This is a genomic window from Acinetobacter sp. Q85-2 (genome assembly GCF_013420555.1).
In the GTDB taxonomy this organism is placed as follows: domain Bacteria; phylum Pseudomonadota; class Gammaproteobacteria; order Pseudomonadales; family Moraxellaceae; genus Acinetobacter; species Acinetobacter indicus.
Genome location: NZ_VOXW01000022.1, coordinates 14,350 through 41,281, shown reverse-complemented (window position 1 = coordinate 41,281; position 26,932 = coordinate 14,350). Strand labels below are relative to the sequence as shown.

General features: G+C 45.0%; 25 protein-coding genes. 16 read left to right on the top strand and 9 right to left on the bottom strand.

Features of this window, described 5'->3' with window-relative positions:
• Positions 1-7: 7 nt before the first annotated feature.
• From dapF to FTT68_RS11710, 4 genes are all read left to right on the top strand, one after another.
• The gene (gene dapF, locus FTT68_RS11725) at positions 8-853 is read left to right on the top strand and encodes a diaminopimelate epimerase (RefSeq protein ID WP_180175375.1); all 846 of its coding nucleotides are present in this window, start codon (positions 8-10) and stop codon (positions 851-853) included.
• Between the two features lie 89 nt (positions 854-942).
• Positions 943-1,566, top strand: a complete 624-nt coding sequence (locus FTT68_RS11720; RefSeq protein ID WP_168398972.1) for an alpha/beta fold hydrolase — start codon at positions 943-945, stop codon at positions 1,564-1,566.
• A gap of 34 nt (positions 1,567-1,600) precedes the next feature.
• The gene (gene xerA / locus FTT68_RS11715) at positions 1,601-2,527 is read left to right on the top strand and encodes a site-specific tyrosine recombinase/integron integrase (RefSeq protein WP_168384002.1); all 927 of its coding nucleotides are present in this window, start codon (positions 1,601-1,603) and stop codon (positions 2,525-2,527) included.
• A 214-nt stretch (positions 2,528-2,741) separates the two neighbouring features.
• Positions 2,742-3,113, top strand: coding sequence for a hypothetical protein (locus FTT68_RS11710; RefSeq protein WP_034597425.1), 372 nt, complete (start codon positions 2,742-2,744; stop codon positions 3,111-3,113).
• 82 nt (positions 3,114-3,195) lie between these two features.
• Here the strand turns inward: FTT68_RS11710 and FTT68_RS11705 are convergent, their stop codons facing one another.
• A complete protein-coding gene (locus FTT68_RS11705; protein ID WP_168389689.1) occupies positions 3,196-3,690 on the bottom strand; it encodes an Lrp/AsnC family transcriptional regulator in 495 nt (164 codons plus the stop codon).
• Positions 3,691-3,803: 113 nt separating this feature from the next.
• Here FTT68_RS11705 and FTT68_RS11700 point away from each other — a divergent pair, with 113 nt between their 5' ends.
• From FTT68_RS11700 to FTT68_RS11675, 6 genes are all read left to right on the top strand, one after another.
• Entirely contained in the window at positions 3,804-4,409 is a 606-nt protein-coding gene (locus FTT68_RS11700) for a LysE family translocator (protein ID WP_168381689.1), read from the top strand.
• Between the two features lie 500 nt (positions 4,410-4,909).
• Complete coding sequence (locus FTT68_RS11695) at positions 4,910-5,659, top strand: electron transfer flavoprotein subunit beta/FixA family protein (RefSeq protein ID WP_005176529.1); 750 nt, start codon at positions 4,910-4,912, stop codon at positions 5,657-5,659.
• Between the two features lie 18 nt (positions 5,660-5,677).
• Entirely contained in the window at positions 5,678-6,610 is a 933-nt protein-coding gene (locus tag FTT68_RS11690; RefSeq protein ID WP_180175374.1) for an FAD-binding protein, read from the top strand.
• A gap of 175 nt (positions 6,611-6,785) precedes the next feature.
• On the top strand, positions 6,786-7,487 hold the full coding sequence (locus FTT68_RS11685) for a hypothetical protein (protein ID WP_168398158.1): 702 nt from the start codon (positions 6,786-6,788) through the stop codon (positions 7,485-7,487).
• 439 nt (positions 7,488-7,926) lie between these two features.
• Complete coding sequence (gyrA, locus tag FTT68_RS11680; RefSeq protein WP_180175373.1) at positions 7,927-10,890, top strand: DNA gyrase subunit A; 2,964 nt, start codon at positions 7,927-7,929, stop codon at positions 10,888-10,890.
• 72 nt (positions 10,891-10,962) lie between these two features.
• Positions 10,963-11,382 carry a DUF3887 domain-containing protein gene (locus tag FTT68_RS11675; RefSeq protein ID WP_168382334.1) on the top strand — a complete coding sequence of 140 codons (420 nt, stop codon included), beginning with the start codon at positions 10,963-10,965 and terminating at the stop codon, positions 11,380-11,382.
• A 33-nt stretch (positions 11,383-11,415) separates the two neighbouring features.
• Here the strand turns inward: FTT68_RS11675 and FTT68_RS11670 are convergent, their stop codons facing one another.
• From FTT68_RS11670 to FTT68_RS11655, 4 genes are read right to left on the bottom strand one after another with little or no spacing between them, the layout of a single operon-like run.
• On the bottom strand, positions 11,416-12,507 hold the full coding sequence (locus FTT68_RS11670) for an ABC transporter permease (protein WP_180056869.1): 1,092 nt from the start codon (positions 12,505-12,507) through the stop codon (positions 11,416-11,418).
• The gene (locus FTT68_RS11665) at positions 12,504-13,646 is read right to left on the bottom strand and encodes an ABC transporter permease (RefSeq protein WP_180056867.1); all 1,143 of its coding nucleotides are present in this window, start codon (positions 13,644-13,646) and stop codon (positions 12,504-12,506) included. Before FTT68_RS11665 ends, FTT68_RS11670 begins: the two co-directional genes overlap by 4 nt.
• On the bottom strand, positions 13,647-14,729 hold the full coding sequence (locus FTT68_RS11660) for an HlyD family secretion protein (protein WP_180175372.1): 1,083 nt from the start codon (positions 14,727-14,729) through the stop codon (positions 13,647-13,649).
• Positions 14,730-14,740: 11 nt separating this feature from the next.
• Positions 14,741-16,222 carry a TolC family protein gene (locus FTT68_RS11655; RefSeq protein ID WP_180175371.1) on the bottom strand — a complete coding sequence of 494 codons (1,482 nt, stop codon included), beginning with the start codon at positions 16,220-16,222 and terminating at the stop codon, positions 14,741-14,743.
• A gap of 435 nt (positions 16,223-16,657) precedes the next feature.
• Between FTT68_RS11655 and serC the strand changes: the two genes are divergently transcribed.
• The gene (gene serC, locus FTT68_RS11650) at positions 16,658-17,737 is read left to right on the top strand and encodes a 3-phosphoserine/phosphohydroxythreonine transaminase (RefSeq protein WP_180175370.1); all 1,080 of its coding nucleotides are present in this window, start codon (positions 16,658-16,660) and stop codon (positions 17,735-17,737) included.
• 62 nt (positions 17,738-17,799) lie between these two features.
• Here the strand turns inward: serC and FTT68_RS11645 are convergent, their stop codons facing one another.
• Both FTT68_RS11645 and FTT68_RS11640 read right to left on the bottom strand, forming a co-directional pair.
• Positions 17,800-17,940, bottom strand: a complete 141-nt coding sequence (locus FTT68_RS11645; RefSeq protein WP_005176552.1) for a hypothetical protein — start codon at positions 17,938-17,940, stop codon at positions 17,800-17,802.
• Positions 17,941-18,337: 397 nt separating this feature from the next.
• On the bottom strand, positions 18,338-19,270 hold the full coding sequence (locus FTT68_RS11640) for a hypothetical protein (protein ID WP_075168247.1): 933 nt from the start codon (positions 19,268-19,270) through the stop codon (positions 18,338-18,340).
• Between the two features lie 264 nt (positions 19,271-19,534).
• Here FTT68_RS11640 and FTT68_RS11635 point away from each other — a divergent pair, with 264 nt between their 5' ends.
• Together FTT68_RS11635 and FTT68_RS11630 are read left to right on the top strand one after the other, a co-directional pair.
• Positions 19,535-20,002, top strand: a complete 468-nt coding sequence (locus tag FTT68_RS11635; RefSeq protein ID WP_005176559.1) for a YaiI/YqxD family protein — start codon at positions 19,535-19,537, stop codon at positions 20,000-20,002.
• Between the two features lie 5 nt (positions 20,003-20,007).
• A complete protein-coding gene (locus tag FTT68_RS11630) occupies positions 20,008-20,931 on the top strand; it encodes a DMT family transporter (RefSeq protein ID WP_177155448.1) in 924 nt (307 codons plus the stop codon).
• Here FTT68_RS11630 and FTT68_RS11625 read toward each other — a convergent pair.
• Positions 20,919-21,485, bottom strand: coding sequence for a PilZ domain-containing protein (locus FTT68_RS11625; RefSeq protein WP_180048518.1), 567 nt, complete (start codon positions 21,483-21,485; stop codon positions 20,919-20,921). The two genes, FTT68_RS11630 and FTT68_RS11625, sit on opposite strands and share 13 nt — an antisense overlap.
• Before the next feature lie 25 nt (positions 21,486-21,510).
• On the opposite strand from FTT68_RS11625, the gene FTT68_RS11620 reads away from it, so the two are divergent.
• The 3 genes from FTT68_RS11620 (at position 21,511) to FTT68_RS11610 (ending at position 25,910) form a co-directional block, all read left to right on the top strand.
• On the top strand, positions 21,511-22,746 hold the full coding sequence (locus tag FTT68_RS11620) for a lipoprotein-releasing ABC transporter permease subunit (RefSeq protein ID WP_005176562.1): 1,236 nt from the start codon (positions 21,511-21,513) through the stop codon (positions 22,744-22,746).
• On the top strand, positions 22,739-23,422 hold the full coding sequence (gene lolD, locus FTT68_RS11615; RefSeq protein WP_180175369.1) for a lipoprotein-releasing ABC transporter ATP-binding protein LolD: 684 nt from the start codon (positions 22,739-22,741) through the stop codon (positions 23,420-23,422). Before FTT68_RS11620 ends, lolD begins: the two co-directional genes overlap by 8 nt.
• Before the next feature lie 85 nt (positions 23,423-23,507).
• Positions 23,508-25,910 carry a DNA internalization-related competence protein ComEC/Rec2 gene (locus FTT68_RS11610; protein ID WP_180175368.1) on the top strand — a complete coding sequence of 801 codons (2,403 nt, stop codon included), beginning with the start codon at positions 23,508-23,510 and terminating at the stop codon, positions 25,908-25,910.
• Here the strand turns inward: FTT68_RS11610 and FTT68_RS11605 are convergent.
• Positions 25,907-26,851, bottom strand: a complete 945-nt coding sequence (locus tag FTT68_RS11605) for a lysophospholipid acyltransferase family protein (RefSeq protein WP_180056857.1) — start codon at positions 26,849-26,851, stop codon at positions 25,907-25,909. The genes FTT68_RS11610 and FTT68_RS11605 overlap by 4 nt on opposite strands.
• Between the last annotated feature and the right edge of the window lie 81 nt (positions 26,852-26,932).

Sequence of the window (26,932 nt, the reverse complement as noted above, 5' to 3'; positions counted from 1 at the left end):
AATCAGGATGTTTTTAGAATTTACCAAGATGCATGGTCTGGGCAATGACTTTATGGTGGTTGATTTAATCAGCCAGCGCGCATATTTCGATAGCCTGACCATTCAGCGTCTGGCCGACCGTCACTTTGGTGTCGGGTTTGACCAGTTGCTGGTGGTTGAGCCACCTGATGTTCCGAATGCCGATTTTAAATACCGTATTTTTAATGCCGATGGTTCAGAAGTCGAGCAGTGTGGCAATGGCGTGCGCTGTTTTGCCCGTTTTGTGCATGAGCGCCAGCTGACCAGCAAAACCAAAATCAAGGTGCAAACCAAAGCCGGAATTGTTGAGCCGGAACTGGGTCAAAATGGCTGGGTGCGGGTAAATATGGGGCAGCCAAAATTCCTGCCGCAAGAAATTCCGTTTATTGCCGATGAACCGGACAACTTATATGACCTGATGCTGGCCAATGAAGAGAAGCTGAGCATTGATGTGGTCAATATGGGTAATCCGCATGCGGTTACCATTGTGCAGGATATTTTGACGGCTGATGTCGCACGTTTAGGTCCACAAATTGAATCGCATGAGCGTTTCCCGCAGCGCGTGAACGCCGGCTTTATGCAGATTCTGGATGAACAGCATGCCCGTTTACGTGTGTTTGAGCGTGGTGTCGGTGAAACGCTGGCCTGCGGTACGGGCGCGTGTGCGGCAGCGGTTTCCGGGATGCGCCGTGGCTTACTGGCCAGCAAAGTTGAAATTGAACTGGCGGGTGGCAAGTTACAGATCGAATGGAAAGAAGGCGATGTGGTCTGGATGACCGGTTCAACTACCAATGTCTATGAAGGCCGTCTGGATTTACGTTATTTCCAGGGCTAATCTGACCATTTCCTATACAAAAGCACCGTTCTATTCACGGTGCTTTTTTATGTTAGGATGATTTGAGTTTTGCCTACAGAGCCATGATGATGCATAAACTTGTTTTTCTGCCGGGTGCCTCAGGTAGTCAGCAATTCTGGCAGCCGTTAATGGCCCGGTTGCCAGCATCGGCCCGGAAAACCGTGATTGCTTATCCCGGTTTTGATGGGGTAGAAGCCGATGCCAGCATTCAGAGTCTGGCCGATCTGAAAACGCGGGTGATCAGTCAGATTGAAGAGGACAGCATTCTGATTGCCCAGTCGATGGGCGGAGTGTTGGCCATAGCCGCTGCATTGCAGCAGCCGAATAGACTTCGGGCCTTGGTGTTAATGGCTACTTCGGGCGGACTGGATTTAACTCCGTTTCAGGCCAAAGACTGGCGTGAGATTGAACCCCTGCAATGGGCCAAGCTGCCGCAGTGGTTTGTGGAAGATCAGAGCTATTATCATCCGGAACAATTGGCCAGTATTGATCTGCCGGTGTTATTGCTTTGGGCCGATCAGGATGAATTGAGTCCGGTTGCCGTTGGTGAGTTTCTGGCCCGGCAGTTGCCGAATGCCCGATTGGTGATTATGCCCGATGCTGATCACTGGTTTGCATCCTCGCAGGCTGAACGTGTCGCCGGGGAGATCAACCGTTTTTTACACGACTATTTTTGCAAAGCTACTTTTTAAAAGACAATTTTTTACCAGAACATAGGATGGTGTGATGAAGTTAAGTGCTGAACAGTTACTGGAGATGTGGCTGAAACAACGCGAAATCCAGCATCAGTCGGCACATACTTTGCATGCTTATGCACGTGATGTTGGTGATTTCCTTCATTTTTGTCAGCAGAAAAACATGCCGCTGGCCGATGTGGAAACCGCTGACTTGCGTGAGTTTCTGGCGCATAAGGTCGAAGCGCAGCAGTTGAGTTCCAGCAGTTTGCAGCGCATGTTGTCTTCTATTCGCCAGTTTATGAAATGGGCTGAACAGGGGGGGTATTTGGCGTTTAATCCGGCTGATGATTTTCAGTTAAAACGTCAGCCACGTCCTTTGCCGGGCATGGTCGATATTGAAACGGTACAGCAGATTTTAGATCAGCCAGAGCCGGAGTCAGAGCGGCAAAAACAGCTCTGGATCCGTGATAAAGCGATTTTAGAGCTGCTGTATTCCAGTGGATTGCGCCTGGCGGAAGTACAGGGCTTAAGAATTAAAGATCTGGATTTTAACCGGCAGTTATTGCGGATTACCGGTAAGGGCAATAAAACCCGGGTGGTACCGTTTGGTTCTAAAGCCAAAGACAGTGTGATGCGCTGGCTACAGATTTATCCGCTGTGGCAGGGTGATTTTGTCCCGGATGCGCAGCTGTTTATTACGGAAAAAGGTCAGCCACTCGGTGCGCGGCAAATTGAAAACCGGGTCAAGTTGCAGGCCCAGCGTGCTGGTGTCAATGTCGATTTGCATCCGCACTTATTGCGACATTGTTTTGCCAGCCACATGTTATCTAATAGCCGTGATTTGCGTGCGGTGCAGGAGATGTTGGGGCACAGTAATTTGACCACCACGCAAATTTATACTCATGTCGATTTTGATCATTTGGCGCAGGTTTATGATCAGGCTCATCCAAGGGCGCAGCGCAAAGAGCAGGGCTGAATTGAGGCAAGTGAAAAGGACTTTCAATTCACGGGTGAAAGACTAGAATAGAGGTGTCAGGCATGAGCATGTGCCACCATTGTAGAATAAAAATAAAGGTGGAGATGGCGTATAAAGAGGGTTAATTTTTGACTCGAGTAATATTCAGAACGAGCACAAAAATTCCAAGGACCCAACCTGATTGATGATTTGGGAAAAATGTAAAGGCATAGATATGATTTCGGATATTCAACAAAAATATGAACAGCTGAGTCCGGCGCAAAAAGAAATTTTTGCCGGTTATGGTTTAAGACAGGTGAAACACTTTGTGGAAATTAACCTGCCAGCTATGCAGGCCATTTTACCTGAACAGGCCGTGATTCAAGGCATTAACGCACAAGGTAAGGTGCAGGCGGTTCATACGGAAACAGGTCAAGGCTATTTATGGATTTCCGATCGTCAGTGGCAGGAAAGCCAGCAATTGACCCAAACCGTCGATGCAACTGAAGATTTTATGCAGGTCTGGAAAGTGTTTAATCTGGCTGAATATGACCTGATTGATTTAAGCCACGTGCACCGCGACTTTTTGGATGGTCAGCAGGCTTAAATATAAGTACTGCGTGCAGCATAGCAAGAGAAGGTTATCTTGCGTGCTGCAACTTAACAATCTTCAAAATCGCCGGCTAGGCTTATAAATCTTCCAGCGGCAGTTGAAAACTCTGTTTAATAATTTGACTTGGCAAATCGGTTTTGACACTGGTGATGCCATTTTTTTGGGTTAAATGGGTGGACTGAAATTTACGATAACTTTCTAAATCGGGCACCACCACTTTTAGCATCGCATCGCATTCCCCCAAAATAATATAGCACTCCATCACCTGCGGTAATTCTTTCATCGCCTCAATGAAGGTGTCAATAGTTTCGGCATCCTGCCCGACCAGCCAGATCCGGGAAAATAAAATCAGTTGAAACCCAATCTTATGCGGGTCCACCACCGTAGTGTAATTCTGGATTACTCCGGCTTCTTCTAAAATTTTCACCCGTCTTAAGCAGGAGGACGGCGACAGGCCAATTTCACGGGCCAAATCGTTATTCTGAATGCGGCCATTGTTCTGTAAAGCTCGAATGATATTTTTGTCGATGCGATCCAGCTTTATTCGAACAGACTTTGGATATTGCTTCATAAATTAGAAGATAATTTGAAAAATTATTTAGATTATAGAATATTTGAAATCCTATTTTATAGCGTTTCGCAGATACTAATTTTCACTTTCTCAAGTACGACGGGAAAAAGGAAATGTCTGTATGGGTACTTTTTGCATTGACTGTGTTGCCGCTGATTTTTACGCCGGGGCCGGATATGTTATTCATTTTGTCGCAAGTGATGGGTAAAGATGCAAAAGCAGGCATGATGGCCACAGTCGGTGTATGTTGTGGTTATCTAGTGCATTCGATTCTGGTGGCGTTGGGAATTGCCGCGATAATCGTGTCCTTTCCGCTATTATTTGAAGCGATTCGCTGGTTAGGTATCGCATATTTGCTGTATTTGGCGGTGGGTTTATTCAAGTCGGTATTGAGCAAGAAAAAGCTGGCGATTGAAAGTCGCAGCAGCAGTCATCCGGTGCGCAAAGGATTTTTTACGGCACTGTTGAATCCGAAAGGCATGCTGATTTACTTTGCGATTTTGCCGCAGTTTATTGATAAAACTGGAAATACCGTTACTCAAGGCTTGTTATTGTCCTGCATTTTTATTGGGCTAATTTTTATTGTGTACTGCGCGTTAAGTCTGATCTTTGCCAAAATCACCCAGAAAACCCAGCTGGATGAACGTAAACAGAAGTGGATTGATGGTACATCTGGTGGTTTACTGGCGCTGGCGGCCAGCTGGTTAATGGTCAATTAAGCTGTGAAATTTAGAAAAAGCATGTCCTAGGTCGACATGCTTTTTTATATGGAGAGCGTGAAAAAGAGAATTGTTACAAAAACAGAAATGAACCGATGGTCATCTTAGACCAAAGTCTGGCAGGGGATACAAACTGCTATCCTAAATGACATCAAAATAGCCAGGTTTCGGTCTGCTATGTTAAAAAATGAATAATAATTCATTTTATTGTGCTGGCTAGTTAATCAGAACAACTGATGTGATACATAAGATAAAAAGATAATATAAATCAATGGTTAAAATATAGCTTAATCTGGCTGAAATATAGCTGGGTTAAGCTGGATGAAAAAAGTATGAACGCAACGTTCAGCTATTTTTACGCATTTTTACAGCTTCTTGGGCAATTGTGACTTGACCGAAATGCCAAACCCATTGCAAGATAAGACACCTACAAAAATTTAAGTGAAGAGTTATCTTAACTTTTCTCATCTTTTACATTTACTAAAACAGCCGAGGATTACATGAAGGCTCTTGTTGCTGTAAAACGTGTGGTTGATGCCAACGTTAAAGTTCGCGTTAAACCGGACAATAGTGGGGTTGACCTTACTAACGTTAAAATGTCAATTAACCCATTCTGTGAAATCGCCGTGGAAGAAGCGGTTCGTCTAAAAGAAAAAGGAACAGTTTCAGAAATCGTTGTTGTTTCTATCGGTCCTAAAGAAGCGCAGGAACAAATCCGTTCTGCTATGGCGCTTGGTGCTGACCGCGGTATTTTAGTTGAAACTGCAGATGAAATTGGCGCACTTGAAGTGGCTAAAATTTTAAAAGGTGTTGTTGAGCAAGAGCAGCCACAACTGATCCTTTTAGGTAAACAGGCAATCGATGATGACTCAAACCAGGTGGGTCAGATGTTGGGTGCTTTACTGGGCGCAGGTCAAGGTACATTCGCTTCTGAAGTGAAAGTAGACGGCGATAAAGTACAAGTGACACGTGAAATCGATGGCGGTTTACAAACTGTTGAATTATCACTGCCAGCAATCATCACGACTGACTTGCGTTTGAATGAGCCACGTTATGCGGCACTTCCAAACATTATGAAAGCGCGTAAAAAACCGCTGGATACCAAGTCTCCTGCAGATTACGGTGTATCAGCCGGGACTAAACTGAAAACTGTAAAAGTTGAGTCACCAGCTGAACGTAAAGCGGGCGTACAAGTGAAGTCTGTAGATGAGCTTGTTGAAAAATTAAAAAATGAAGCGAAAGTGATCTAATACAGAAGGATATAAATCATGAGTATTTTAGTTATCGCTGAGCACGACAACAAAGCACTAAATGGTGCAACGTTAAACGTTGTGGCTGCAGCTCAAAAAATCGGTGGTGATATCACTGTATTGGTTGCTGGTTCTGGCGCGCAAGCAGTTGCTGATCAGGCAGCTAAAGTTGCGGGCGTGAGCAAAGTATTACTGGCTGATGATGCTGCCTATGTAAATCAGCTGGCTGAAAATGTCGCAAAACTGGTTGCTGAATTGGGTAAAGGCTATAGCCATATCCTTGCAGCATCTACAACAACAGGTAAAAACATTTTACCTCGCGCTGCAGCATTGCTGGATGTCAGCATGATTACTGACATTATTGCAGTAGATAGTCCAAATACATTCAAGCGTCCAATTTATGCCGGTAACGCGATTGCAACTGTTGAATCTTCAGAAGCAATTGTTGTCGGTACTGTACGTGGTACAGCATTTGATGCGGTTGCTGCGGAAGGTGGTTCAGCTGCGGTTGAAGCTGCGGCATCTACAGGCGATGCAGGTATTTCTAAGTTTGTGAACGAAGAAATCGTGAAATCTGAACGTCCTGAATTAACAGCTGCACGTATTGTAGTATCAGGTGGTCGTGGTGTAGGTTCAGGTGAGAACTATCACAAAGTACTTGATCCACTGGCAGACAAGCTAGGTGCAGCACAAGGTGCATCTCGTGCAGCGGTTGATGCGGGCTTCGTTCCAAACGATATGCAGGTGGGTCAAACAGGTAAAATTGTTGCGCCTGATCTGTACATCGCTGTGGGTATCTCAGGTGCGATCCAGCACTTGGCCGGTATGAAAGATTCTAAAGTGATCGTTGCGATCAACAAAGATGAAGAAGCACCAATTAACGCAGTAGCTGACTACTGGTTAGTAGGTGACTTGAACACTGTAGTTCCAGAATTGGTTTCTAAAATCTAATTCCTGAACTTCGGTTAAAAAGATGCTCTTGCGCAAGCAGTAAAAGTTTTTACTTTGCTGTTTTGTTCAGGGGCGTTTTTTATTCTGTAATTTTTTATCGGAATTCATCAAAATTTAACATTTTTAGTATTGTTAAATTCAATAAACAGCAGAAGAGTCTAAAAATTATGCTAGTATGCCGGTTTTTGAAATCTCTGATTTCGTCAGCCGGAGTCTCCCATTGAGTTTTGATACCCGATTGTCCAATCAAGTCTTTATCTTATTTCTGCTGTGTCTAGGTTTGCCATTCCTGGTCGATTTGCATCTGCCACTTTTAGATGGTCAGCTCGTGCGTGGCGTTGAAAATGTTCAGGCTTTCTTATTATTGTTCTGTGCAATATTCAGTTATTTTTATATCCGTCCTTTTGATTTGGCGGATGGACAAAAGCAGTTCTGGTTATGGGCAATTTGCTGGTGGCTATTGTTGTTTGGCCGCAGTATCAGCTGGGGGCGAGATTATTTTCCGGAAGTGCCGAAAGTGTATTTCAGAGCGATTTCAATTGTGCTGATTGCGCCTGTGGTGTTTATGCTGTTCTCTCGTCATTTGCGTGCCGAAATTGTGCGTAAATTTAAGTCGGTATCCTTGCCGCTCTGGGTTTTAATTTTGAGTGTAGTCGGTCTAATTGCCGCAGATTCTATCGAACATGGCCGTGCCATCAGCTTTATTTTCCTGCACGATGTGGCTTATAAAGATTTTATGGAAGAAATGTATGAATTCCCGTTAATCCTGGGCTTATTCATGATGACTCTGCATATTATGAAGCAGGATAAACCGCCAGTGGTGGTCGAGCCAGTATATCTGGAGCTGGATGATCACGAAGCGGTGGCCAAGAACTAAGTCGGTTTCACATCATGCTCTCAAATATAAATCATGCCTTGTCCGAGGCATGATTTTTTTATGTCTTTTATTTCAAAAAAGAAGATTGCTTGATCCAAGGCCAATTTTGTCGCAAAGCGTATATTTTATGCATAGCGCAATATTGATCAAATGAGCAGAAATGCCATGTGGCGCGATGGATTTCACAGCTGGATATGCTGATGAAAAGTAGCTGCAAGACCGATTGGCAAAAATAGCTTAAAAATGTACCAAAAACTCATCTTTAAACATTAGAAAATTAACGAGATTAAGATGAACAGGATGACACAAAAATAGGACTATTTATGCTATAATTCCCAGCTAAATTTTCGTTTTTTAACTCAAGTTTTGAGTTAAATTTTTTGCCAAATTTACGATATAAAATGCGGGCAGAAATCTGCTTGTATAACAAGGAGTATGCATGAGCGTATCGGAAATTAGACCGATTGCCATTGAGGATGAACTCAAGCATTCATATCTCGATTATGCAATGAGCGTGATTGTGTCACGGGCATTGCCAGATGTACGAGATGGTTTAAAACCTGTTCATCGTCGTGTGCTTTATGCAATGCACGAATTGGGCAATGACTACAACAAAGCCTACAAAAAGTCTGCCCGTGTTGTGGGTGATGTGATCGGTAAATACCATCCACACGGCGATTACGCAGTCTATGAAACCATCGTTCGTATGGCGCAAGACTTCAGTCTGCGCTATCAACTGGTGGATGGTCAGGGTAACTTTGGTTCGATTGATGGCGATAGTGCGGCCGCAATGCGTTATACCGAAGTACGTATGACCAAGCTGGCCCATGAACTCCTGGCCGATCTGGAAAAAGATACCGTAGATTGGGTCGATAACTACGATGGCTCGGAGCGTATTCCTGACGTTCTGCCAACCCGTATTCCAAACCTGCTGGTGAATGGTTCTGCCGGTATTGCTGTCGGTATGGCGACCAACATGGCACCGCATAACCTTACCGAAGTGATTAATGCCTGCCTGGCCTATGCCGATAATCCGAATATCAGTATTGAAGGCCTGATGGAACATATCAGTGGTCCAGACTTCCCGACAGGCGGCATCATTTACGGTAAATCGGGCATTGTTGATGCTTACCGTACCGGTAAAGGCCGTTTGCATATCCGTGGTAAATATCATTTTGAAGAAGACCAGAAATCTGGTCGTACCACCATTGTCTTTACTGAAATTCCGTATCAGGTTAACAAAGCCAAAACCATTGAGCGTATTGCTGAACTGGTTAAAGAGAAAAAACTGGAAGGAATCTCGGAGTTACGTGACGAGTCCGATAAAGACGGTATGCGCATTACGATTGACTTGAAACGTGGTGAGAACGCCGAAGTCATCGTCAATAACCTGTTCCTGAATACGCAGCTGGAAAACTCGTTCAGTATCAATATGGTCTGCCTCGACAACGGCCAGCCAAAACTGATGAACCTGAAAGACATCATTGCTGCGTTTATCCGTCACCGCCAGGAAGTGGTGACTCGCCGTACCATGTATGAACTGCGCAAAGCACGTGAACGCGGTCATATCTTGGAAGGTTTGACCGTTGCTTTGGCGAATATTGATGCCATCATCGAAACCATTAAAACTTCTGCCAACCCGGCCGAAGCGCGTGAGCGTTTACAGGCTGGCGAATGGGCCGCTGGTGGTGTGGTGGCATTGCTGGAAAAAGCCGGTTCCGTGTCTATTCGCCCGGATGAAATTGAAGGTGAAGATTTAAGCCGTCCATTTGGTTTGGATGGAGATGTTTATCGTCTTTCTCCAGCGCAGGTCGGTGCGATTCTGGAACTGCGTTTACACCGCTTAACCGGTCTGGAACAAGACAAGTTACATGCAGAATATTCTGAAATTCTGGCGCAAATCGCTGAATACACTGCTATTTTAAATGACTTTAATTTATTGATGGCGGTGATTCGTGAAGAGCTGGCGCTGGTATTGCAGCAATATGGCGATGCACGTCGCACTGAAATTGTTGAATCCCGCATCGACTTCTCGCGTGAAGATTTAATTCCTGAAGAGCAGGTGGTGTTAACCGTTTCACAATCCGGTTATGCCAAGACTCAGCCATTGTCCGATTATCAGGCTCAGCGCCGTGGTGGTCGTGGTAAGTCTGCCACAAGCATGAAAGAAGATGATTATATCCAGCATCTGATTGTCACCTCGAACCACGCGACCGTACTGTGCTTTACCGATGTCGGTAAGGTCTATCGCCTGAAAGTATTTGAAGTGCCACAAGCTTCACGTGGTTCGAAAGGCCGTCCAATGGTCAACCTGTTGCCATTAGATGCCAATGAAACCATTACCGCGATTCTGCCAGTAATTGATGCACCGAAGAAATTCAAAGAGCGTCTGGCCGATTTCCGTAGTTTTGTGAAAGCCAACTCAGTACAATTACAGCAAAATCAAGTAATTGCTAGCCATTATGCCGAACTTGAAGCCGCATTTGCAGAACTGGCAGATGGTGATGATCTGTCGGATGCCTTGCGTGTTCAGTTAAAGCAGCTGGGCCTAGAGCTGTCAGCCACAGACCTGGATGATGAAATTGTTGCAGAATTTGCCGAGCAGGCTGAAAATCTGCGCAAAAACTTCTATGTGTTTATGGCAACAGCGTCTGGTACGGTTAAACGTGTCGAGCTGGAGCAGTTCAGCAATGTGCGTTCTAACGGTTTACGTGCCATTGAACTGAACGAAGAAGACACCCTGATTGGCGTGGCGATTACCGATGGCGAACAGCAAATCATGCTGTTCTCGAATGAAGGTAAGGCGATCCGTTTTGCTGAAACTGATGTTCGTGCCATGGGCCGTTCAGCCAAGGGTGTGCGTGGTATGCGTGTCACCATTGGGGCAGCGCAAGCGGAAGAAGCCGAAGACGATACAGCCGATAGCGAAGATGATGCAACCGACAGCAATTTTGTGAGCCGGATTGTATCGCTGGTCGTGGTACCAGAAACCGGTGAAGTGCTGTGTGCATCCGCCAATGGTTATGGTAAACGTACTCCGGTCGATGACTTCCCGACCAAAAAACGTGGCGGTAAGGGTGTAATTGCAATCAAGACCTCTGAACGTAACGGTGAACTGGTCGGTGCGGTGGCCATTGATGCTTCGAAAGAATTGATGCTGATTTCGGATGGCGGTACGCTGGTACGTACCCGTGCTTCGGAAGTGGCGGAAACCGGTCGTAATGCGCAAGGTGTACGTTTAATCCGTTTAGGTGAAAACGAAACGCTGGTGGGTGTAGAAGCGATTGAAGCCGTGGAAGAAGATGAATTTTCTGAAGATTTAGCTGATGAAAATACAGCTTTAGATACGCTAGAGACCGATGCAGCATCTGCTGAGCAGGATGAAAAACCGGCTGAAGAATAATTTCTCTTCTCATGAAAAGGACGCTTCGGCGTCCTTTTTTACACATCGACTAAATGAGAGGTAAATTAAATAATGAAAACCAGATTGATGCTTTTGTCCGCAGCTATTGCACTCAGCGGCTGTAATAATGCAATGGATAGTATGCCTGATCCTAGCCCTGAACAGGAAAAGGCAGCACAGGTGGCTTATGAAGATTTGCGTGATGGAAAATATGACGAATTTTTAGCTCAGCTTGAGCCGAAGTTGCAGGCAGAATTTCAAAATAACGAAAAAATCATGAAGCGTTTTTCACGTTCAATTCCGCAAGGTGAATATAAGTCCAAAACTATCATGAGGAAGAACTTCGAGGAAAATAACGGCAAACCAAGTGAATACAAGGTGAGTTATGAAATTGCCTATCCAAAAAATCTGGTTCAGTATGATGTGAGTTTTGACCAGCCGAATGGCAGTACTAAAATCCGCAACTTTAATATTCAGGTATTTGGCGAATAATTTTCGATGTGAATAGACTGAGTAAATCCAGAGTTAAGAACGTGGGCGTAGCCGATAATAGCCTAAGCTTATACAAATGGTACCGATCACCAATAGATAAGCAAGCTTTCCTAAAATCATATAAGTGGGCACGCCCATCTGATTGAGTTGAATAAACATCTGCACGATTTGGGTCGAAGGTAAGGCTTGCCCAATGAGTTGGATCCAGACTGGCATGGCAGCATGCGGCCAAGCGACTCCTGAAAGCATAAAGAGCGGAATCGAAGTAAAAACAATGATATGACCGGCTCGTTCTGGCATGTCCAGAAAACTGGCGAACAGCACTGTGATACCGATCATGCAGAATACAAAGACAGGTACAGCAAGCAGCATGCCCCAAAAATTTCCGCCACGGGGATAATCAAAATACCAGAAAGTAAAACCGAATAGATAGTAACAGCCTAAACAGCCAATAGTCAGAATGGCTAAGCTGATCCCGCCTAAAGTGCTTAGGTTAATGACCTGTTTATTTTCCCGATACAACGCAATTAACATACTCAGGCCTAGAAAAATAGTCTGATGAATAATCAATGGCGCAACAGCCGGAAACACATAGCTGCCATAGCCAGAAAGCGTATTAAATAGTGGAATCTGGTGAATGGATAGGGCAGGAGAGAAGTGTGAAATCTCGCTAAAGCGTTCAGCATATTCACTTAAGGTATTTTCTACTGAAGAGACCAAGCCTAAACCAATCTGTTTGGTAATTAAAAAGTTAGCAGCACTTAAGTACAGTCCAATCCCGCCATTTTCACCATGCCGGATAGATTGAGAAAGATTATCTGGTAATAATAAAATCCCGTCAGCTTTTTGAGTTTTCACCCAATATTTAGCTTCAGCAAAATTTCCAGTCACCGCCTTAATCTCTATATTCGGGCTTTGGCTGACATGACTGATAATAGTATTGGTTAAAGCACTTTGCTCTTCATCGACAATAATAATCGGCAAGGCTTCTGCCTGTTCTGCCTTATATGCGGTCGGATAAAAAAAACTGTAAAACAGAACCGATAAAATCAGCGTGGTAAAAATACTGGTATTGCTAATAATGTCTTTAAAAGTTTGGCAATAAGCTTTCCAGAGTGATTTCATGGTGACACTCCTTTGGCTGTTTTTTTGAGAAAGACATAGGCCAGCACAGCATAAAGCACGACATAAATGACGAGCACGAACATCGGTTGCAGTGAAAGAGAGAGCGGACTGCCAATCACCCATTGCTCCGTCTGTAATTTGGCATAGGGTGTATAGGGAATAATATTGGCCCAGAACTGGGTGAATAGTGGGGCATTATTAAGGGGCAAAGTCACCCCAGCAAAACTGAGCGATGAACCACCATAAACTGCTAGTAGACCAAAAGATTTGGTCAGGTCTTGAGTGGCCAGAACCACCGCACTACTGATAAAGGCATAGGCACTATAGAACAGTATTTGCGCCAGAAGAATTGGCCATAATGACCCGGCAATAAACCAGCCGCGAATTTCGACCAGCCAAAACATCCAAGCCCAGGTCCAGCAACAAAAGATTGCTACATAAACCAGATTTTTAGACAGCAGTGCCGACCACAAGTTTTGTTGGGCAATCCAATGACTAACAGTATGTCGTTTAATTTCCTGACCCACAGCAAAAGCCACACAGCAACATAACAGCAAGTGCAAAATTGCCGGCACCATGTAAGGTTCCAGATAAAATTCATAATTCAGCTGCGGATTATACAGTGGGGAAATTTTAATATTCGGTGTAGGTGCTTCCAGATAGGGGAGCGTGTTACCTAGATACTGCTTACCAGTAAATTCAGCCAGAGCCTGTAAGGTGCTAAGTAGCATGGCTGAAGAAATGGTATTACCGATACTAAAATAACTCTGATTAAAAGCAATACTAATTTCAGCATCCTGAGCTTTGACCAGTCGTTGCTCGGCTCCGGCAGGAATATGAATATAGCCCCAGATTTTATTTTCGTTTAATAGCTTTTCGATTTCGACCGTTTGATCAGAAATGGTATGCACTTGTAGGGTATGATTCAAAGATAAATGATCATAAATCTTGCTGCTCAGGCTACTTTGATCCTGATCAATAATGGCGACTGGTAGATGATCCGGTTTTCCTTTAGCGAACATGCTACCAAGTAAAATCAGAATACAGGCAGGGGCGAGCAGGACCAGAGCCAGATCCCATTTCTCTCTGCATAAATAGCGTATTTCACGCTGAATACCCGCCCAGAATCCAGAAGCCATTTATTTTGGCTCTTTCAATTTAAACAGCACGCTCATGCCGACTTTTAACTCAGGCATTTCAGTGACTGGCACAAGATGAACTTTAAAACTGCGGACATCATAACCACCGGTTTGGCGCGTAGTTTTAATGGTGGCAAATTCACCTTCAGCACTAATATTTTTTACTTTAAAAGTGGCTGATTGATTCAGTGCCGGAATAAAACCTTCAAGCTGTTGCTGTTTACCTAAAGCGGCATATTGGTCTTCACGAATATTCAGGCTAATCCAGCGTTCTGCCGAGATCAGGCTGACCACTGGCACTGCGGTTGCCACCAGCTCAGTGGCATTGCCATAGGTTTTGGAGACGGTACCATCAATCGGTGCCAATAATTCAGTTTCTGCTTCTAGTGCATTGGCTTCAGCGACTGCTGCACGGGCTATATCGACCTGAGCATCTGCAGAACTTTTCTGTTCTGGTGTACTGCCACGTTTAGCCCGGGCATATTGCTGATAAGCAGCTTCGGTCATTTGGGATGCAGATTGTGAAGCTGCAAACAGTTCATCTCGGCGCTGGCGGGAAATGACACCCTCCATAAACAGGTTAGCTCCACGTTGATAGGAAGTTTTAGCGAGTTGCTCCTGTGCTTTTAGTGACTGCCAGTTGGCATACAGAGAAGCGATATTTTCTTCCTGAGAACCACGTTCTGCGGTGGACTGAAGTGCTAATGCAGACTGTAAAGTGGCTAAAGCCTGCTGCTTTTTCGCCTCAATTTCAGGACTATGCAATTTTACCAGCGCCTGGCCTTTCTTGACGTTATCGCCTTCCTGTACATAAATCTTTTCAATCCGGCTTGGAACTTTAGTGGCCACTTGAACGGTCTCTGCCTCAACCCGGCCTTGTAGCTCGATTTCTTTGGGTTGATAAGTTTTCCATAGGCCAAACCCAATCAAAGCAAGAATCACTGGAATTAAAGCTAAAAGCAGGTATTTTTTGCGCGATTTTTTTTCTGTGCTTGCAGGAACTTTTTCAGGCTCTGATTCACTGTAATTGATTTCTGAAGCCGGTTCATCAACAGGATGTTCTGGCTTTTGCTCATCTGTCATGTCTGGCTCCATTAACGAATATAGTGGGTGTTGGCATGTTGCATATAGTTTGGAAATTCAACAATTGAGCCATGGCTCTGTAATAAGGTCGCGAGAGATATTACATATTTATAAGCGTTTAATGCCATTTCTGCCTTTAAACTGCTGAGCATATTTTGGGCATCGATGACCTGAGTGGCTGTCCCGACATCTTCCTTAAAGGATAACTCCTGAATACGCAGATTTTCCTGAGCTGCTTTCAGATTCTGCTGAAGTAGAGCATCACTTTGCTGGGCGCTGACCGCTTCACTAAATGATTTATAAATCAGGTTTTCAATCTCCTGCTGGGTACGCGCCGTCATCAGTTCAGCGGCATAGCGTTTCAGCTCAGCAGCCTGAATATTTTTGTTTTTATCAATGCCTGAGAACAGGTTATAACGTGCTGCAACCCCTACAATCCAGTTTTGATGTTGATCCAGACTATATTCACCAAACGCAAAAACATTTGGCTTTTTAGCGGCCTGCTGGGCTTTGACATTGGCTTTGGCCAGCTCGGTATCCATCTGCATTTTTTTGATCAGAGGAGAGTTCTGGCTAAAACTGCTGAGCAGAATATTCACATTTTGTGGTTCAGCACGATTCACAAACAAAGGTGTGCTTAGCTCGGTGATATTGCTATCCAGCAACAGGTTATTTAGCTGAAATAGGGCAGCATTCAGATTGGCTTGGGCATTTTGTTGTGCGCGTTCAGCATTATTGCGTGCTACTTCGAACTGCATGCGTTGACCTTTACTAATAAAACCCTGCTGTTCCAGCTTCAGGGCATTACGATAATGTTGTTGCATGGCATTTGAATTAAAAAGAGCCGCATCCAGTAGCTGTTTTTGTAGTTGAACATTGAAGTAAGACTGAATCAGCTCAAAACGCTGCGTGTCCTGTTGCTGCTGATTACTAAGTTCGCTACGTCCTGACTGAATATTGGCAATTTCTTTGGCGCTACGGGTGAGGCCTCCGGTATATAGTGGCATCATCACGGAAACAGTGGGACGAATCACCAGATCTTCAAGGACGACATTAGACGTATCCGGAATCAGGCCAACTCCGCTATGAATAGTATTATTAAGTCCTTCACGCAGTGGATCGGTAATACCTGCGGGTAAATCCACACCATTACTGGCCTCCCACTCATTAAGCCGGCCATTCACGCCTTGGGAGAGTGAATTTTCCAGATTATTTTTAAACTGCTTTAATGGAATATCGACTTCACTGTGAAAGGCATAGGCACGAACATTCAGGTCAACACGAGGCAGACCAATGCCTTTCACAGCTTCGGCCTCAAGTTTAGAAGCCTGCTCCAGACTTTGAAAAGCCTGGCTACTATAGGAACGTTGCAACAATTGTTGTTCTGCATCCTGAAAGCTGATGCTTTGTGCATAAGCAAAACTGCCATACATCATGGATGCAAGCACAGTCAGACCCCAGCAGATACATCGTTTATTTTTCTTCATATTCATAAAGTGGAGATGTAAAAATCACATTAATTCAGTCTAAGCTGCATTATAAATCAATTGCTTGCAGTGCAGGGATGGGTTAAGTTGTAGTATTGTTGTAATTCGAAGCGATTCACTTCTCAAGTTTCAAGCTGATAGTTCTATGTCTCTCTAAAACTTGAGCCGAGTTTAAATTCAATTTTCAATTATTTTATATTAGCGGCCGATTCAACATCTTCTAAGCATTGGATGAGATTGAATATTTTTAGCTGTACAATTTCTCATAAATGAAATCACCGAGTTAGAACAAAAAAATCAAAGATATTCAAATTATCCCTCGAATCTAGATTGGTTTTTTGACTCTATCTTCATTCTTGGATAGAAATAATTTTGTGCAAGCCCGAGCAAGATGTGGTTAAATGCCTATTTTATTGTGTTTCACCTTGACAAGGAAAAATCATGCGCGCGTACAACTTCTGTGCTGGTCCTGCTGCATTACCTACTGCCGTACTTGAAAAGGCTCAAGCTGAAATGCTTGACTGGCAGGGCAAAGGTCTTTCGATCATGGAAATGAGCCACCGTAGTGCAGACTATGTTGCAGTTGCGGAAAAGGCTGAAGCCGACCTTCGCAAACTCATGAATATTCCTGAGAACTATAAAGTACTGTTCTTGCAGGGTGGCGCATCTTTGCAATTCTCAGCAATTCCATTAAACCTGCTCGGTAAAAATGACAAGGCCGATTATATCCATACCGGTATCTGGTCTGAAAAAGCATTAAAAGAAGCACAGCGTTATGGCGATATTCATGTCGTGAACGCAGGTATTCAGATTGATGGTAAACATGCGATTAGCGCGCAAAGCGAGTGGGATTTATCTGCAGATGCAGCTTATGTGCATTATGCCGACAATGAAACCATTGGTGGTCTGCAATTTGCCAGCATTCCTGAAACCGACAAGCCGTTGGTGTGTGACTATTCATCTAGCATTCTGTCTGCACCGCTAGATGTTAGCAAGTTTGGTTTAATTTATGCGGGTGCACAGAAAAATATTGGCCCGGCAGGTTTAACCCTGGTGATTATTCGTGAAGATTTACTGGATCAGGCCAAGCCGGAAATTCCAAGCATCCTGAAATATTCAGATCAGGCGAAAAATGGTTCAATGGTGAATACGCCATCGACCTATGCATGGTATTTATCAGGTCTGGTTTTTGAATGGTTACTGGAAAATGGTGGGGTTGATGCCATGCATCAGACCAACCTTGAAAAAGCCAAACTACTTTATGGCTATATCGATTCAAGCGATTTCTACGCCAACCCGATTGTTGAAGCCAACCGTTCGATCATGAACGTACCATTTACGCTGGCCAATGCCGATCTGGAAAAACAGTTCCTGCAAGAAGCGGAAGCCAATCATCTGCTCAACTTGGCCGGTCACCGTTCAGTTGGTGGTATGCGTGCCAGCATTTATAATGCCGTGCCACTTGAAGGTGTTCAGGCACTGGTTAACTTTATGGATGACTTTGCCAAACGCAACGGCTAATCCAGCGTGTATGAAAAAGCCCATCATCAGGATGGGCTTTTTTATGGGATATGGAATACGGATTAAAAAATAAATTGATGCAGCAGGTAGGCAGAAATCATCATGCCCAGAACAAAAAACAGGCAGGACATTTTATCCAGACGATAACGCTGACCCATTTGATGTTCAACAGATTGTAAGTTTTCTTCTTGCACGATTTTCATAGATATTATATCCAGTGATCTATTTATCGTTAATACTTTCGATTTGTCACATATTATTAACATAAAAAATTGGTTAAATAAAGTACTAAATACATTTTCCTTAATAAACTTTTCAGCCGATTTAAAATCAGAACATCATCTCTTCATTCTGTTGACTGGATTTATTCAATATTCAATTTTTAAAAAGATTATATCTAAGTCTATGAAAATCAATAGAGATTAAATAATAAGCTTTAAAATTTAAAACTGTGGATAAATAAGTGGTTTTTGAATTTAAAATAGTGCTATTTAGAATAAAGCTGTGGATAAAATATAATCAAATAAATTCAAAAGATACAAAAAAGACCTGCTTCAAGCTGAAAGCTCATATTGAAGCAGGTCTTTCTTTAAATATAAATTATTGTTTTTTCGCGTAAATGCTGACCTGAATCCAGATATTGCCGCGAATGAACTGGCCAATTTCAAAATCAGCAAACTTGGGTTCTTTGGTCGCAATACGGATTAAAGTGGCTGGCTGGTTGTCTTCATGAATCAGGCAGACATCATACAGGGTGTAATCCTGATTCATAAATTGCGCTTGGGTTTTACCGACCACATTGCCCTGGAACCAGGCTTCATCTTCCTGTCCTAAGACTTCACCATATAAATAGGCCACCATTTTGGAGAAATTCACGGTCACCGGGGCTTTATCTTCTTCAGATTTTGGCTCCCAGGCGTCAATCTGTTCCTGCAAATTGGCCGGGGCAACACCATTATTGGCCGCCAGAATATCATTTAAGGCACGGTGATGTTTAATCGAGGCCGGATCATCAACAATCAGTTGCTCATCTTCTGCCACGGCTTCCAGCTCGTAAGCCCAACCATTCAGATGCGCGATATAAGTCTGGTCTTTTTGGTACTGGTGGTGATTGACGCTATACAGACTGTCAAAGGCATAGACCGTGGTGTTTTCACCCAGATTTAATCCCAAAACCGCCTGGGTATTGGAAGGGCAGCTAATAATTCGTTCAATGGTCACCGGGGTTTTATACGGGCTTTCAAAACATGGAAAGGCCGTTTTAACCGCTTTCGGCTGATTGGCCTCTACGGCAATGACCTGCGCCAGTTGAATCGGCTGTTTGACCGGACCCTGAATCAGCCAGGTGCTGTCATCCATATCACATTCTTGTGCGCATAGCCCCATTGGCATGATGGGTGCATCCAGTGCCTGACCTAACCATTTGGGAACATCAACATTCGGCTGATCGGTGAGCAGCGTCCAATGCTCTACATGGCTGCCAAAACTTTGATCTTCAATGGTAATAATGTCTGGTCTGTTCTGATTTTTCATAAGCACGTTAAGAGAATGTCGAGTGGCCTTAATCTATTTAATCGAGGGTGTTTTAAATTTTTCAAGTCGGGGCGCCGATTTCTCCTTTGAAAATGCCCGAAATGATGAGAAAAGTCAAAGGATGAGCTTAAGCAGCTTAAGCAAAATCAGCTGATTCAGCGTGTTATTACTCCAGTATCATCTTGGTGAAAAAGCCTGTATTTCCCACCGCGGCGTTGAGTGAATTTTGCTACACTAGGGACATCAAAATTGCCGGAATTGAAAGTGCTGCCATTTAAGCTGTGGGTGGATGCCGATGCCTTACCAAGAATTTTAAAAGATGTGATTATCCGGGCTTCTGACCGCTATCAGCTCGAAGTAATTTTTGTAGCCAATCAGAATGTGGGCATTACCCCATCGGTGCGAATTAAATCCCTGCAGGTCATGAGCGGCGCAGATGCGGCCGATCAGGAAATTGTTGAGCGGATGCAGGCCAACGATATTGTGGTAACTCAGGATATTCCACTGGCAGCGCAGGTGATTGAAAAGGGTGGTATTGCAATTCATCCGCGTGGTGAAATCTATACCACCGCCAATGTTAAAGCGCGGCTGCATTTACGTGATTTTATGGATACTCTACGCGGCGCTGGCGTGCAGACCGGTGGGCCACCACCAATTTCTGAGCGCGATAAACGTGAATTTTCCAGCAGTCTGGATCAGACCATTCAAAAACAAAAACGTAAAACCGGCTGAATTACATGCCTTCAAAAAATAATATTGCCCTGACTTATATGCTGCTGGTGTTTATCTGGGCCTCGACACCGCTGGCGATTGTCTGGAGTGTGTCGGATCTGCATATGCTGTGGGCGCTGGCTTTACGTTTTTTTATTGCCTTGCCGCTGGCCTTTATCTTTTTGTTGCTGCTCAAAGTGCGTTTTCCGGTTGATCAGACGGCATTGCATAGTTATGTGGCCGGTTCCTGCAGCCTGTTTGGTTCCCAGATTTTTACCTATCTGGCCACCAGCTATTTAAGTTCGGGCATGATTGCACTGATGTTTGGTCTGGCACCGATTATTGCCGGCCTGATCGGGCGTTTTGCCTTTCAGCAGCGTCTGAAAAAACTGCAATGGTTCGGGATGCTGATTGCAGTGCTGGGACTGGGTATTATCTGTCTGGGCGGAGAAAACCAGCATGTACAGCCGGTCGGGATTGGTCTGATGCTGCTGAGCGTGCTGATTTATGCCATGTCCATTTTCTGGGTCAAAAAAGTGAATGCCAAGGTGGAACCTGTGGCACAGGCCACTGGTTCAATCCTGATTTCAACCTTGATGGCAATTTTGATGTTGCCAATAATCTGGCCTTATGCACCGACTGAAATTCCGGAAACCAAGGCTTTATTCTCTTTACTGTATACGGTGGTGATGGCTTCACTGATTGCCATGTTCTGTTATTTTAAGCTGGTACAGAATATTCAGGCGACCACATTGTCACTGACCACTGTCATGACCCCAATGCTGGCCCTGCTAATTGGTGCATTTCTGAATCAGGAAGCCCTGAGCTTGACAGTGCTGATCGGAGCTTTGGTCTTATTGTTTGGCTTGTTCTTATATTTCTTCCATGATTTACGTGCAAGCCGGGCGTTGGCACGTAAACAGGCACATCCTGAAACTTATTTAGATTGACACTGCTGGATGACTTCGGTCAGTTTGCTGCGGTCTTGCGGGTGTAAAGTAATAAAATAGGCCCCGGTACGATAGCGGCCATTATCTTCGGCATTGCTATAGACCACCTGGGCAGTTGCAGCAATATGAAAGAAATTTTCCGGATGACTTAAGGTCACGTGAATATAGCTGCCATCGGCAATTTCACGCTCGCTGTAGAAGCTTAAACCGCTTTCGGAAAAGTTGACCTGTTCTGGTACAGGTAACATGCTTTGTACAATTGCATCGTATAAAGAACCGGTAATCAGGTTTAATTTTTGGTTGAATAAGGATAAGATTCGAGCAATTTGTTGATCTTTTTCAGATAATTGTTCTAATTCGTAGTTAAGCGCATGATCAAATTGATCTAATTCAGCGAGTAGTAGAAAATAACGCGGCAACATAAAATTAGGATCGTAAGGATCATTAAGAGCAACTTGATCAGAAATAAGCTGATAGTTGATTCTCAACGCAGCATCGATACGTGACATCACGCGACGTTCATTTTGAGCGTTTTGATGCTGTAAATTTTCCATAATGTATTACCTCGGACTAGATGGTATGTTTAAACCAATCTCGCTATATATAGGGTTGAGATATACGCGCGCTCGGCGCAGTAATCACTTTATTTCTTTTATTGCTCTGGTTTCAATGATCGGTCTCACTTTAGGTGTTGCTGTTCTGATTACAGTGTTATCTGTGATGAACGGATTTGACCGTGAATTGAAGAACCGGGTCTTGGGGATGATTCCGCAAGCGACTGTTTCATCTACCCAGATTTTAACAGATTGGCCTGAACTTGCAAAAAAAGTTGAGCAACATGAGCACGTTACAGGTGCTGCACCGTTTACCCAATTACAGGGGATGTTGACCGCACACGGTCAGGTTTCCGGCATTATGGTGACCGGTATCGAGCCGGAATATGAGAAGAAAGTTTCGATTATTCATCAGCATATGGTGGAAGGCAGCATTGATAACCTGAAAAAAGGCGAGTTTGGGATTGTGCTGGGCAAGCAAATGACCGATGCCTTGGGCCTCAGTTTAAATGACAGTATTACTTTGGTCTTGCCTGAAGCAACGCCATCACCGGCTGGTGTGGTGCCACGTTTTAAACGTTTTACCATTGTGGGGATTTTCAGCATTGGTGCCGAAGTTGATTCGATGATGGGCTATATCGCCCTGAATGATGCTTCGACCCTGTTACGTCTGCCAGATGGTGCACAAGGCGTACGCATGAAGCTGGACGATATTTTTGCCGCACCTACCGTTGCCAACGACATTGTGAGTGAACTGCCAGCCAATTTCTATGCTTCAGACTGGACCTATACCCATGGCAACCTGTTCAGTGCGATTCAGATGGAAAAGGCCATGGTCAGCCTGTTACTGTTCTTAATCGTTCTGGTCGCAGCCTTTAATATTGTCTCTTCTTTGGTGATGGTGGTGACTGACAAAAAAGCCGATATCGCAATTTTACGGACCTTAGGTGCATCTCCGGGCACGATTACCCGAATCTTTATGGTGCAAGGGACCGTGATTGGCGTGATCGGGACAGTCTCCGGCGCGATTCTTGGAATTATTTTTGCCTCCAGCATCAGTGGTTTTATTGCCTGGCTGAACAATGTTTTGGGCTTGAATCTGTTTGATGCCTATTTCATTAACTACTTACCATCGCATTTAAGATGGCAAGATGTCGTGGTCATTGTCAGCCTGTCTTTAATTTTAAGTTTCCTGGCCACAATTTATCCGGCGTTACGCGCGGCGAAAATTCAACCTGCAGAGGCGCTTCGTTATGAATAAAACTGTACTAGAAGCCAAACAGGTCACTAAACATTTTACTGACGGCAAAACCACAGTAGATGTACTGCGCGGCCTCGATTTAAAAATCGAACAGGGACAATTTGTGTCGATTGTCGGCGCCAGTGGTTCAGGTAAAAGTACCTTGCTGCACGTCCTTGGCGGGCTTGATCGTCCAAGTCAGGGCGAGGTTTATTTAAATGGCCAGCGCTTTGACAATTTAGGCGAAGCTGAGCGTGGTTATTTGCGTAACCAATATCTGGGCTTTGTTTATCAGTTCCACCATTTGCTACCTGAATTTAGTGCGCTGGAAAATGTGGCAATGCCCTTGATGCTGCGTAAGGAAAGCAACTTTAAAGAAGTCAAACAGCAGGCCGAATATCTGCTGGATCGGGTGGGCTTATCGCATCGATTGACCCATAAACCGGGTGAACTGTCGGGTGGTGAACGTCAGCGTGTGGCCTTGGCGCGTGCCATTGTCACCAAGCCGGCAGCCATGCTGGCTGATGAACCGACCGGGAACCTGGACCGTAAAACCGCCATCAAGATTTTTGAGCTGTTACGCGAGCTGCGCCGTGAGTTTAATATGGCCATGCTAATTGTGACCCATGATGAAGAGCTGGCCAAATCGGCCGATACCATTTTGCATATGCAGGATGGCATCTGGGTACCCGACTAAAACCCGATTATCAGATCAATGACCCTTGAAGCCCACTCCGGTGGGCTTTATGCTTGCTCAAAATAAAAATAAGACAGAAAACGACATGTTCAAAATCATGGGTGCCGGCTGGATTGTAGGTATTGCCTGTATGGGCAAAACGCTATGGCCGATGCTGGATTTCCCGCTCTGGTTGTCAGGCCTGTTACTGATTATCCTGCTTTTACAGCAAATAGCTGCTTTACATTGGTCCCATCTGGGCATCCAATTGATTAATACCTGTGTGGCATTTGTCATTACATTTTTGTTGGGGCTGAATTTTGCCCAAAACCAGTTGCAAGAGCGGTTGATATTTCGTGAACTGACCCGCCAGCCGGCAGAGGTGGTGGTCTATGTCCAGCAAATCAATCAGCTGGGTAGCAGCCAGCTCCGGCAACCGGTTCAGGTGCTGAACCGGCATAGCCAGCCGGTGCAATGGCTGGCCTTGCTGCCGGCTGAACAGGAACTACAGCTGGGGCGTTATTATCGTTTACAGGGGCAGACCTTGCCGGCGCACAGTTTTGCCGTTCCGGGTGCGTTTGATGTAGAGCAGTGGTATCTCCAGCAAAATATCATGAGCGGCTTTCAGGTCCAGTCGATTGTGGAACTGACTGAATCGGAACTGTATCGGCTGGGATTTGGGGCACATTTAAGACAGCATCAGCAACTCTGGCCGCAATTTAAATTGTGGATCGAAACACAGCGTTTACAGATTCGTGACTTTATCCAGCAGCAGGCATTGCAGCATCCCGGCTTAATACTGGCACTGCTGACTGGCGATAAAAGTTTACTCGATGAAGCCACCGAGCAGCAGTTTCAGCGTTTCGGGATGAGTCATTTGCTGGCGATTTCCGGGCCGCATGTGCTGATTTTTGCCGCCATGCTGTGTTTTGTGCTGCAGCGCCTGGTCACTCGCTATTGGCCCGAATTATATGCGCGATTGCCCCGAAGTTATCTGCTGTTGCTGCCGTTTATGGGCTGTGTATTTGTATATTGTGCCTATGTTGGGTTTGAAATTCCTGCGCTCAGAACTTTACTGATTTGTCTGGTGGCAGGCGCCTGCCTGTTGCTAAAGCAGCCGATACAGCCGCTGTCTTTGCTGATTGGTAGTGCTTCGTTATTGCTGCTGCTTGATCCGTTGAGTGTGCTGTCGGCGGCATTCTGGCTGTCTTATGGCGCCTGCTTTGTGCTGTTAAGGATTTACCAGACCCTCCGGCAACAACCGGTGCATCCGCAGCAGACGTTGATGCAGAAATTGTGGCAGGGCTTCCGGCTGTTATTTGAATCGCAATGGAAAATTTTTATTGCGCTGTTTCCGCTGATGATCATCTTCTTCAAGCAGATTGCCTGGATTGCGCCGCTGAGTAATCTATTGGCCATTCCCTGGATCGGTCTGGTGACTGTACCGCTGGATATTCTGGCCGGTTTAAGTTTTTATCTGGCGGAACCGCTGAGCCAGTTGCTGTTTCAGCTCAATGACTTGGCGCTAAGTCTGTTATTGGGTTGTTTGCAGTTGCTGGATTTGCTGTTTGTGCCGCAACTGATTCCGGTTGCGCTGAGCCCACCGATGCTGCTGAGTCTGGTGCTGGGACTGATGATTTTATTTCTTCCCGCAGGTCTAGTGCCTAAAGCCTGGTCAGCGCTGTGCTTGTTGCCTTTGCTGTTTCAGGATCAGTTTTCTCGGCAGGTGGAACTTAGTGTGCTGGATGTTGGGCAAGGGCAGGCGATCTTTTTACGCTATCGTGAACACAGCATGATGATTGATATGGGCGGTCATTATGATGAACAGAAATGGAGTATCGGCCGGCAGATTATCCAGCCCTTTTTAAGTGTCAAAGGCGTGCAGCAGTTAGATTATTTATGGTTGACCCATCTGGATCAGGATCATAGCGGCGCTTATCAGACCTTAAAGCCACAGTTACAGGTGCAACAGGTCTATGCCAATGCTCAGCTTGAAGTAAATCCTCATAGCCATTTTGACTATTGCCAGCAAGGACAGCAATGGCAGTGGCAGCCGGGCATCCAGATACAGGTACTCTCTCCGAAACCGGAGCAGTTAAATCCTGTAGAACAGCAGAAAAATGAAAGTTCCTGTGTGCTGCTGGTCGAGTTTGCACAGGCTCAGCCTTATTCTCGCTTTTTATTGATGGGTGATGCAGGCTGGCCGACTGAATATCAGTTATTACAGGATTATCCGGATTTAAAAGTGGATGTGCTGGTGCTCGGCCATCATGGTAGCCGGCACAGTTCATCTTACCAGTTTTTAAAACAGCTGGAGCCTAAACTGGCAATTGCATCGGCGGGGCTGAATAACCGTTATGGCCATCCGAGCACGCAGGTAAAAGCCCGACTGAACGCCTTAAAAATTCCCTTATGGCAGACCGCGCAGCAGGGTAGCATCCAGTTTTATCCCACTGAGAATGAGGTGCTGCCGTACCGGCATACGCGGGTTTGGCTGCTGCGCGATTAAGCGGAATTGGCCTGTTTGGTATTTTGAATTAACGCCAAGGCTTCATCCACCGGAATATCGTAAATTCGTCTTAAGGCTGGATGTGCCTTAAAGCGTTTATAACTCCAGTGATAATGTTCCGGATGCTGGGCAATCAGCTGTTCAATCTTCTGGTGAATCATTGCGGTGCCTTCATTGGCAGAACAGTCGTAGAGCCGTGCGTCCATGGCTTCAATGAAAATATCAAAACCTTGCTGTTCATTGCGCAGTGCATACAGAAACAGGGCAGCGGCTTTAGTTTTTTGAATCAGCTTGGCGCTCAGGTTGCTGGATTCAAGTGGCAGACCAAAATAGTGAATCATTTCACCCCCCAAATGCGGGGTGTGGTCCGGCAGAATTACCGTGGTTCCGCCTTGTTTCAGTGCCTTAAAAATCTGACGAATACCACTGTCATTGGTCGGCACCAGATTGGCCTGTTCGCGGCTGCGTGCGTTACGGACAAACTCATCAGCCGATGGATTTTTCACCGGTTTATACATGATGGTCATTTCAGTATGCTGCGCCACCCAGGCATTCATGATTTCCCAGGTGCCAAAATGCGGCACAATCAGTACCACGCCTTTTTGCGCAACCAGTGCCTCATGTAACAGCTGCTCGCCATGCACCTGATGAATACGGGAAATATTCTTGTGGTTTTCTGCACCCCAGATATTAAAAAACTCAAAATAAGAGGTGAGTTCATTGCGAATGGCCTGACGCGCCAGCTGTTCACGCTGGGTCGCATCTAAATGCGGCAGGGCAATATTTAAATTGAGGCGAATGACCTGAGAGGTCTTGCTGAGCTGAAAGACATTCAAAAATGCCGCCAACAGGCGGGCCGCCCAGCGTGAAAGGCTGAGGGGCTGTCGACTGACAAAATGAAGTAAACGAGAGATAGTCATTGGGGCGAGTTTATCAGTCATTCAGTATAATGAAATCTAAAGAAAAGGTTAAAAATGAAAATATTATAGGGGAAAACATTCAATTTAGACAGCAATCAGTTT

Excerpts from the sequence above, each read along its gene's own strand:
- FTT68_RS11710 (WP_034597425.1), top strand. The coding sequence starts at position 2,742 with ATGATTTCGGATATTCAACAAAAATATGAACAGCTGAGTCCGGCGCAA.
- FTT68_RS11695 (WP_005176529.1), top strand. The coding sequence starts at position 4,910 with ATGAAGGCTCTTGTTGCTGTAAAACGTGTGGTTGATGCCAACGTTAAA.
- dapF (WP_180175375.1), top strand. The coding sequence starts at position 8 with ATGTTTTTAGAATTTACCAAGATGCATGGTCTGGGCAATGACTTTATG.
- FTT68_RS11670 (WP_180056869.1), bottom strand. The coding sequence starts at position 12,507 with ATGAAATCACTCTGGAAAGCTTATTGCCAAACTTTTAAAGACATTATT.
- FTT68_RS11675 (WP_168382334.1), top strand. The coding sequence starts at position 10,963 with ATGAAAACCAGATTGATGCTTTTGTCCGCAGCTATTGCACTCAGCGGC.
- FTT68_RS11700 (WP_168381689.1), top strand. The coding sequence starts at position 3,804 with ATGTCTGTATGGGTACTTTTTGCATTGACTGTGTTGCCGCTGATTTTT.
- FTT68_RS11610 (WP_180175368.1), top strand. The coding sequence starts at position 23,508 with ATGTTCAAAATCATGGGTGCCGGCTGGATTGTAGGTATTGCCTGTATG.
- FTT68_RS11625 (WP_180048518.1), bottom strand. The coding sequence starts at position 21,485 with ATGGAAAATTTACAGCATCAAAACGCTCAAAATGAACGTCGCGTGATG.
- serC (WP_180175370.1), top strand. The coding sequence starts at position 16,658 with ATGCGCGCGTACAACTTCTGTGCTGGTCCTGCTGCATTACCTACTGCC.
- FTT68_RS11685 (WP_168398158.1), top strand. The coding sequence starts at position 6,786 with ATGCCGGTTTTTGAAATCTCTGATTTCGTCAGCCGGAGTCTCCCATTG.
- FTT68_RS11620 (WP_005176562.1), top strand. The coding sequence starts at position 21,511 with ATGTTTAAACCAATCTCGCTATATATAGGGTTGAGATATACGCGCGCT.
- FTT68_RS11665 (WP_180056867.1), bottom strand. The coding sequence starts at position 13,646 with ATGGCTTCTGGATTCTGGGCGGGTATTCAGCGTGAAATACGCTATTTA.
- FTT68_RS11720 (WP_168398972.1), top strand. The coding sequence starts at position 943 with ATGCATAAACTTGTTTTTCTGCCGGGTGCCTCAGGTAGTCAGCAATTC.
- FTT68_RS11690 (WP_180175374.1), top strand. The coding sequence starts at position 5,678 with ATGAGTATTTTAGTTATCGCTGAGCACGACAACAAAGCACTAAATGGT.
- FTT68_RS11655 (WP_180175371.1), bottom strand. The coding sequence starts at position 16,222 with ATGAATATGAAGAAAAATAAACGATGTATCTGCTGGGGTCTGACTGTG.
- FTT68_RS11640 (WP_075168247.1), bottom strand. The coding sequence starts at position 19,270 with ATGAAAAATCAGAACAGACCAGACATTATTACCATTGAAGATCAAAGT.
- FTT68_RS11645 (WP_005176552.1), bottom strand. The coding sequence starts at position 17,940 with ATGAAAATCGTGCAAGAAGAAAACTTACAATCTGTTGAACATCAAATG.
- gyrA (WP_180175373.1), top strand. The coding sequence starts at position 7,927 with ATGAGCGTATCGGAAATTAGACCGATTGCCATTGAGGATGAACTCAAG.
- xerA (WP_168384002.1), top strand. The coding sequence starts at position 1,601 with ATGAAGTTAAGTGCTGAACAGTTACTGGAGATGTGGCTGAAACAACGC.
- FTT68_RS11605 (WP_180056857.1), bottom strand. The coding sequence starts at position 26,851 with ATGACTGATAAACTCGCCCCAATGACTATCTCTCGTTTACTTCATTTT.
- FTT68_RS11705 (WP_168389689.1), bottom strand. The coding sequence starts at position 3,690 with ATGAAGCAATATCCAAAGTCTGTTCGAATAAAGCTGGATCGCATCGAC.
- FTT68_RS11630 (WP_177155448.1), top strand. The coding sequence starts at position 20,008 with ATGCCTTCAAAAAATAATATTGCCCTGACTTATATGCTGCTGGTGTTT.
- FTT68_RS11660 (WP_180175372.1), bottom strand. The coding sequence starts at position 14,729 with ATGACAGATGAGCAAAAGCCAGAACATCCTGTTGATGAACCGGCTTCA.
- lolD (WP_180175369.1), top strand. The coding sequence starts at position 22,739 with ATGAATAAAACTGTACTAGAAGCCAAACAGGTCACTAAACATTTTACT.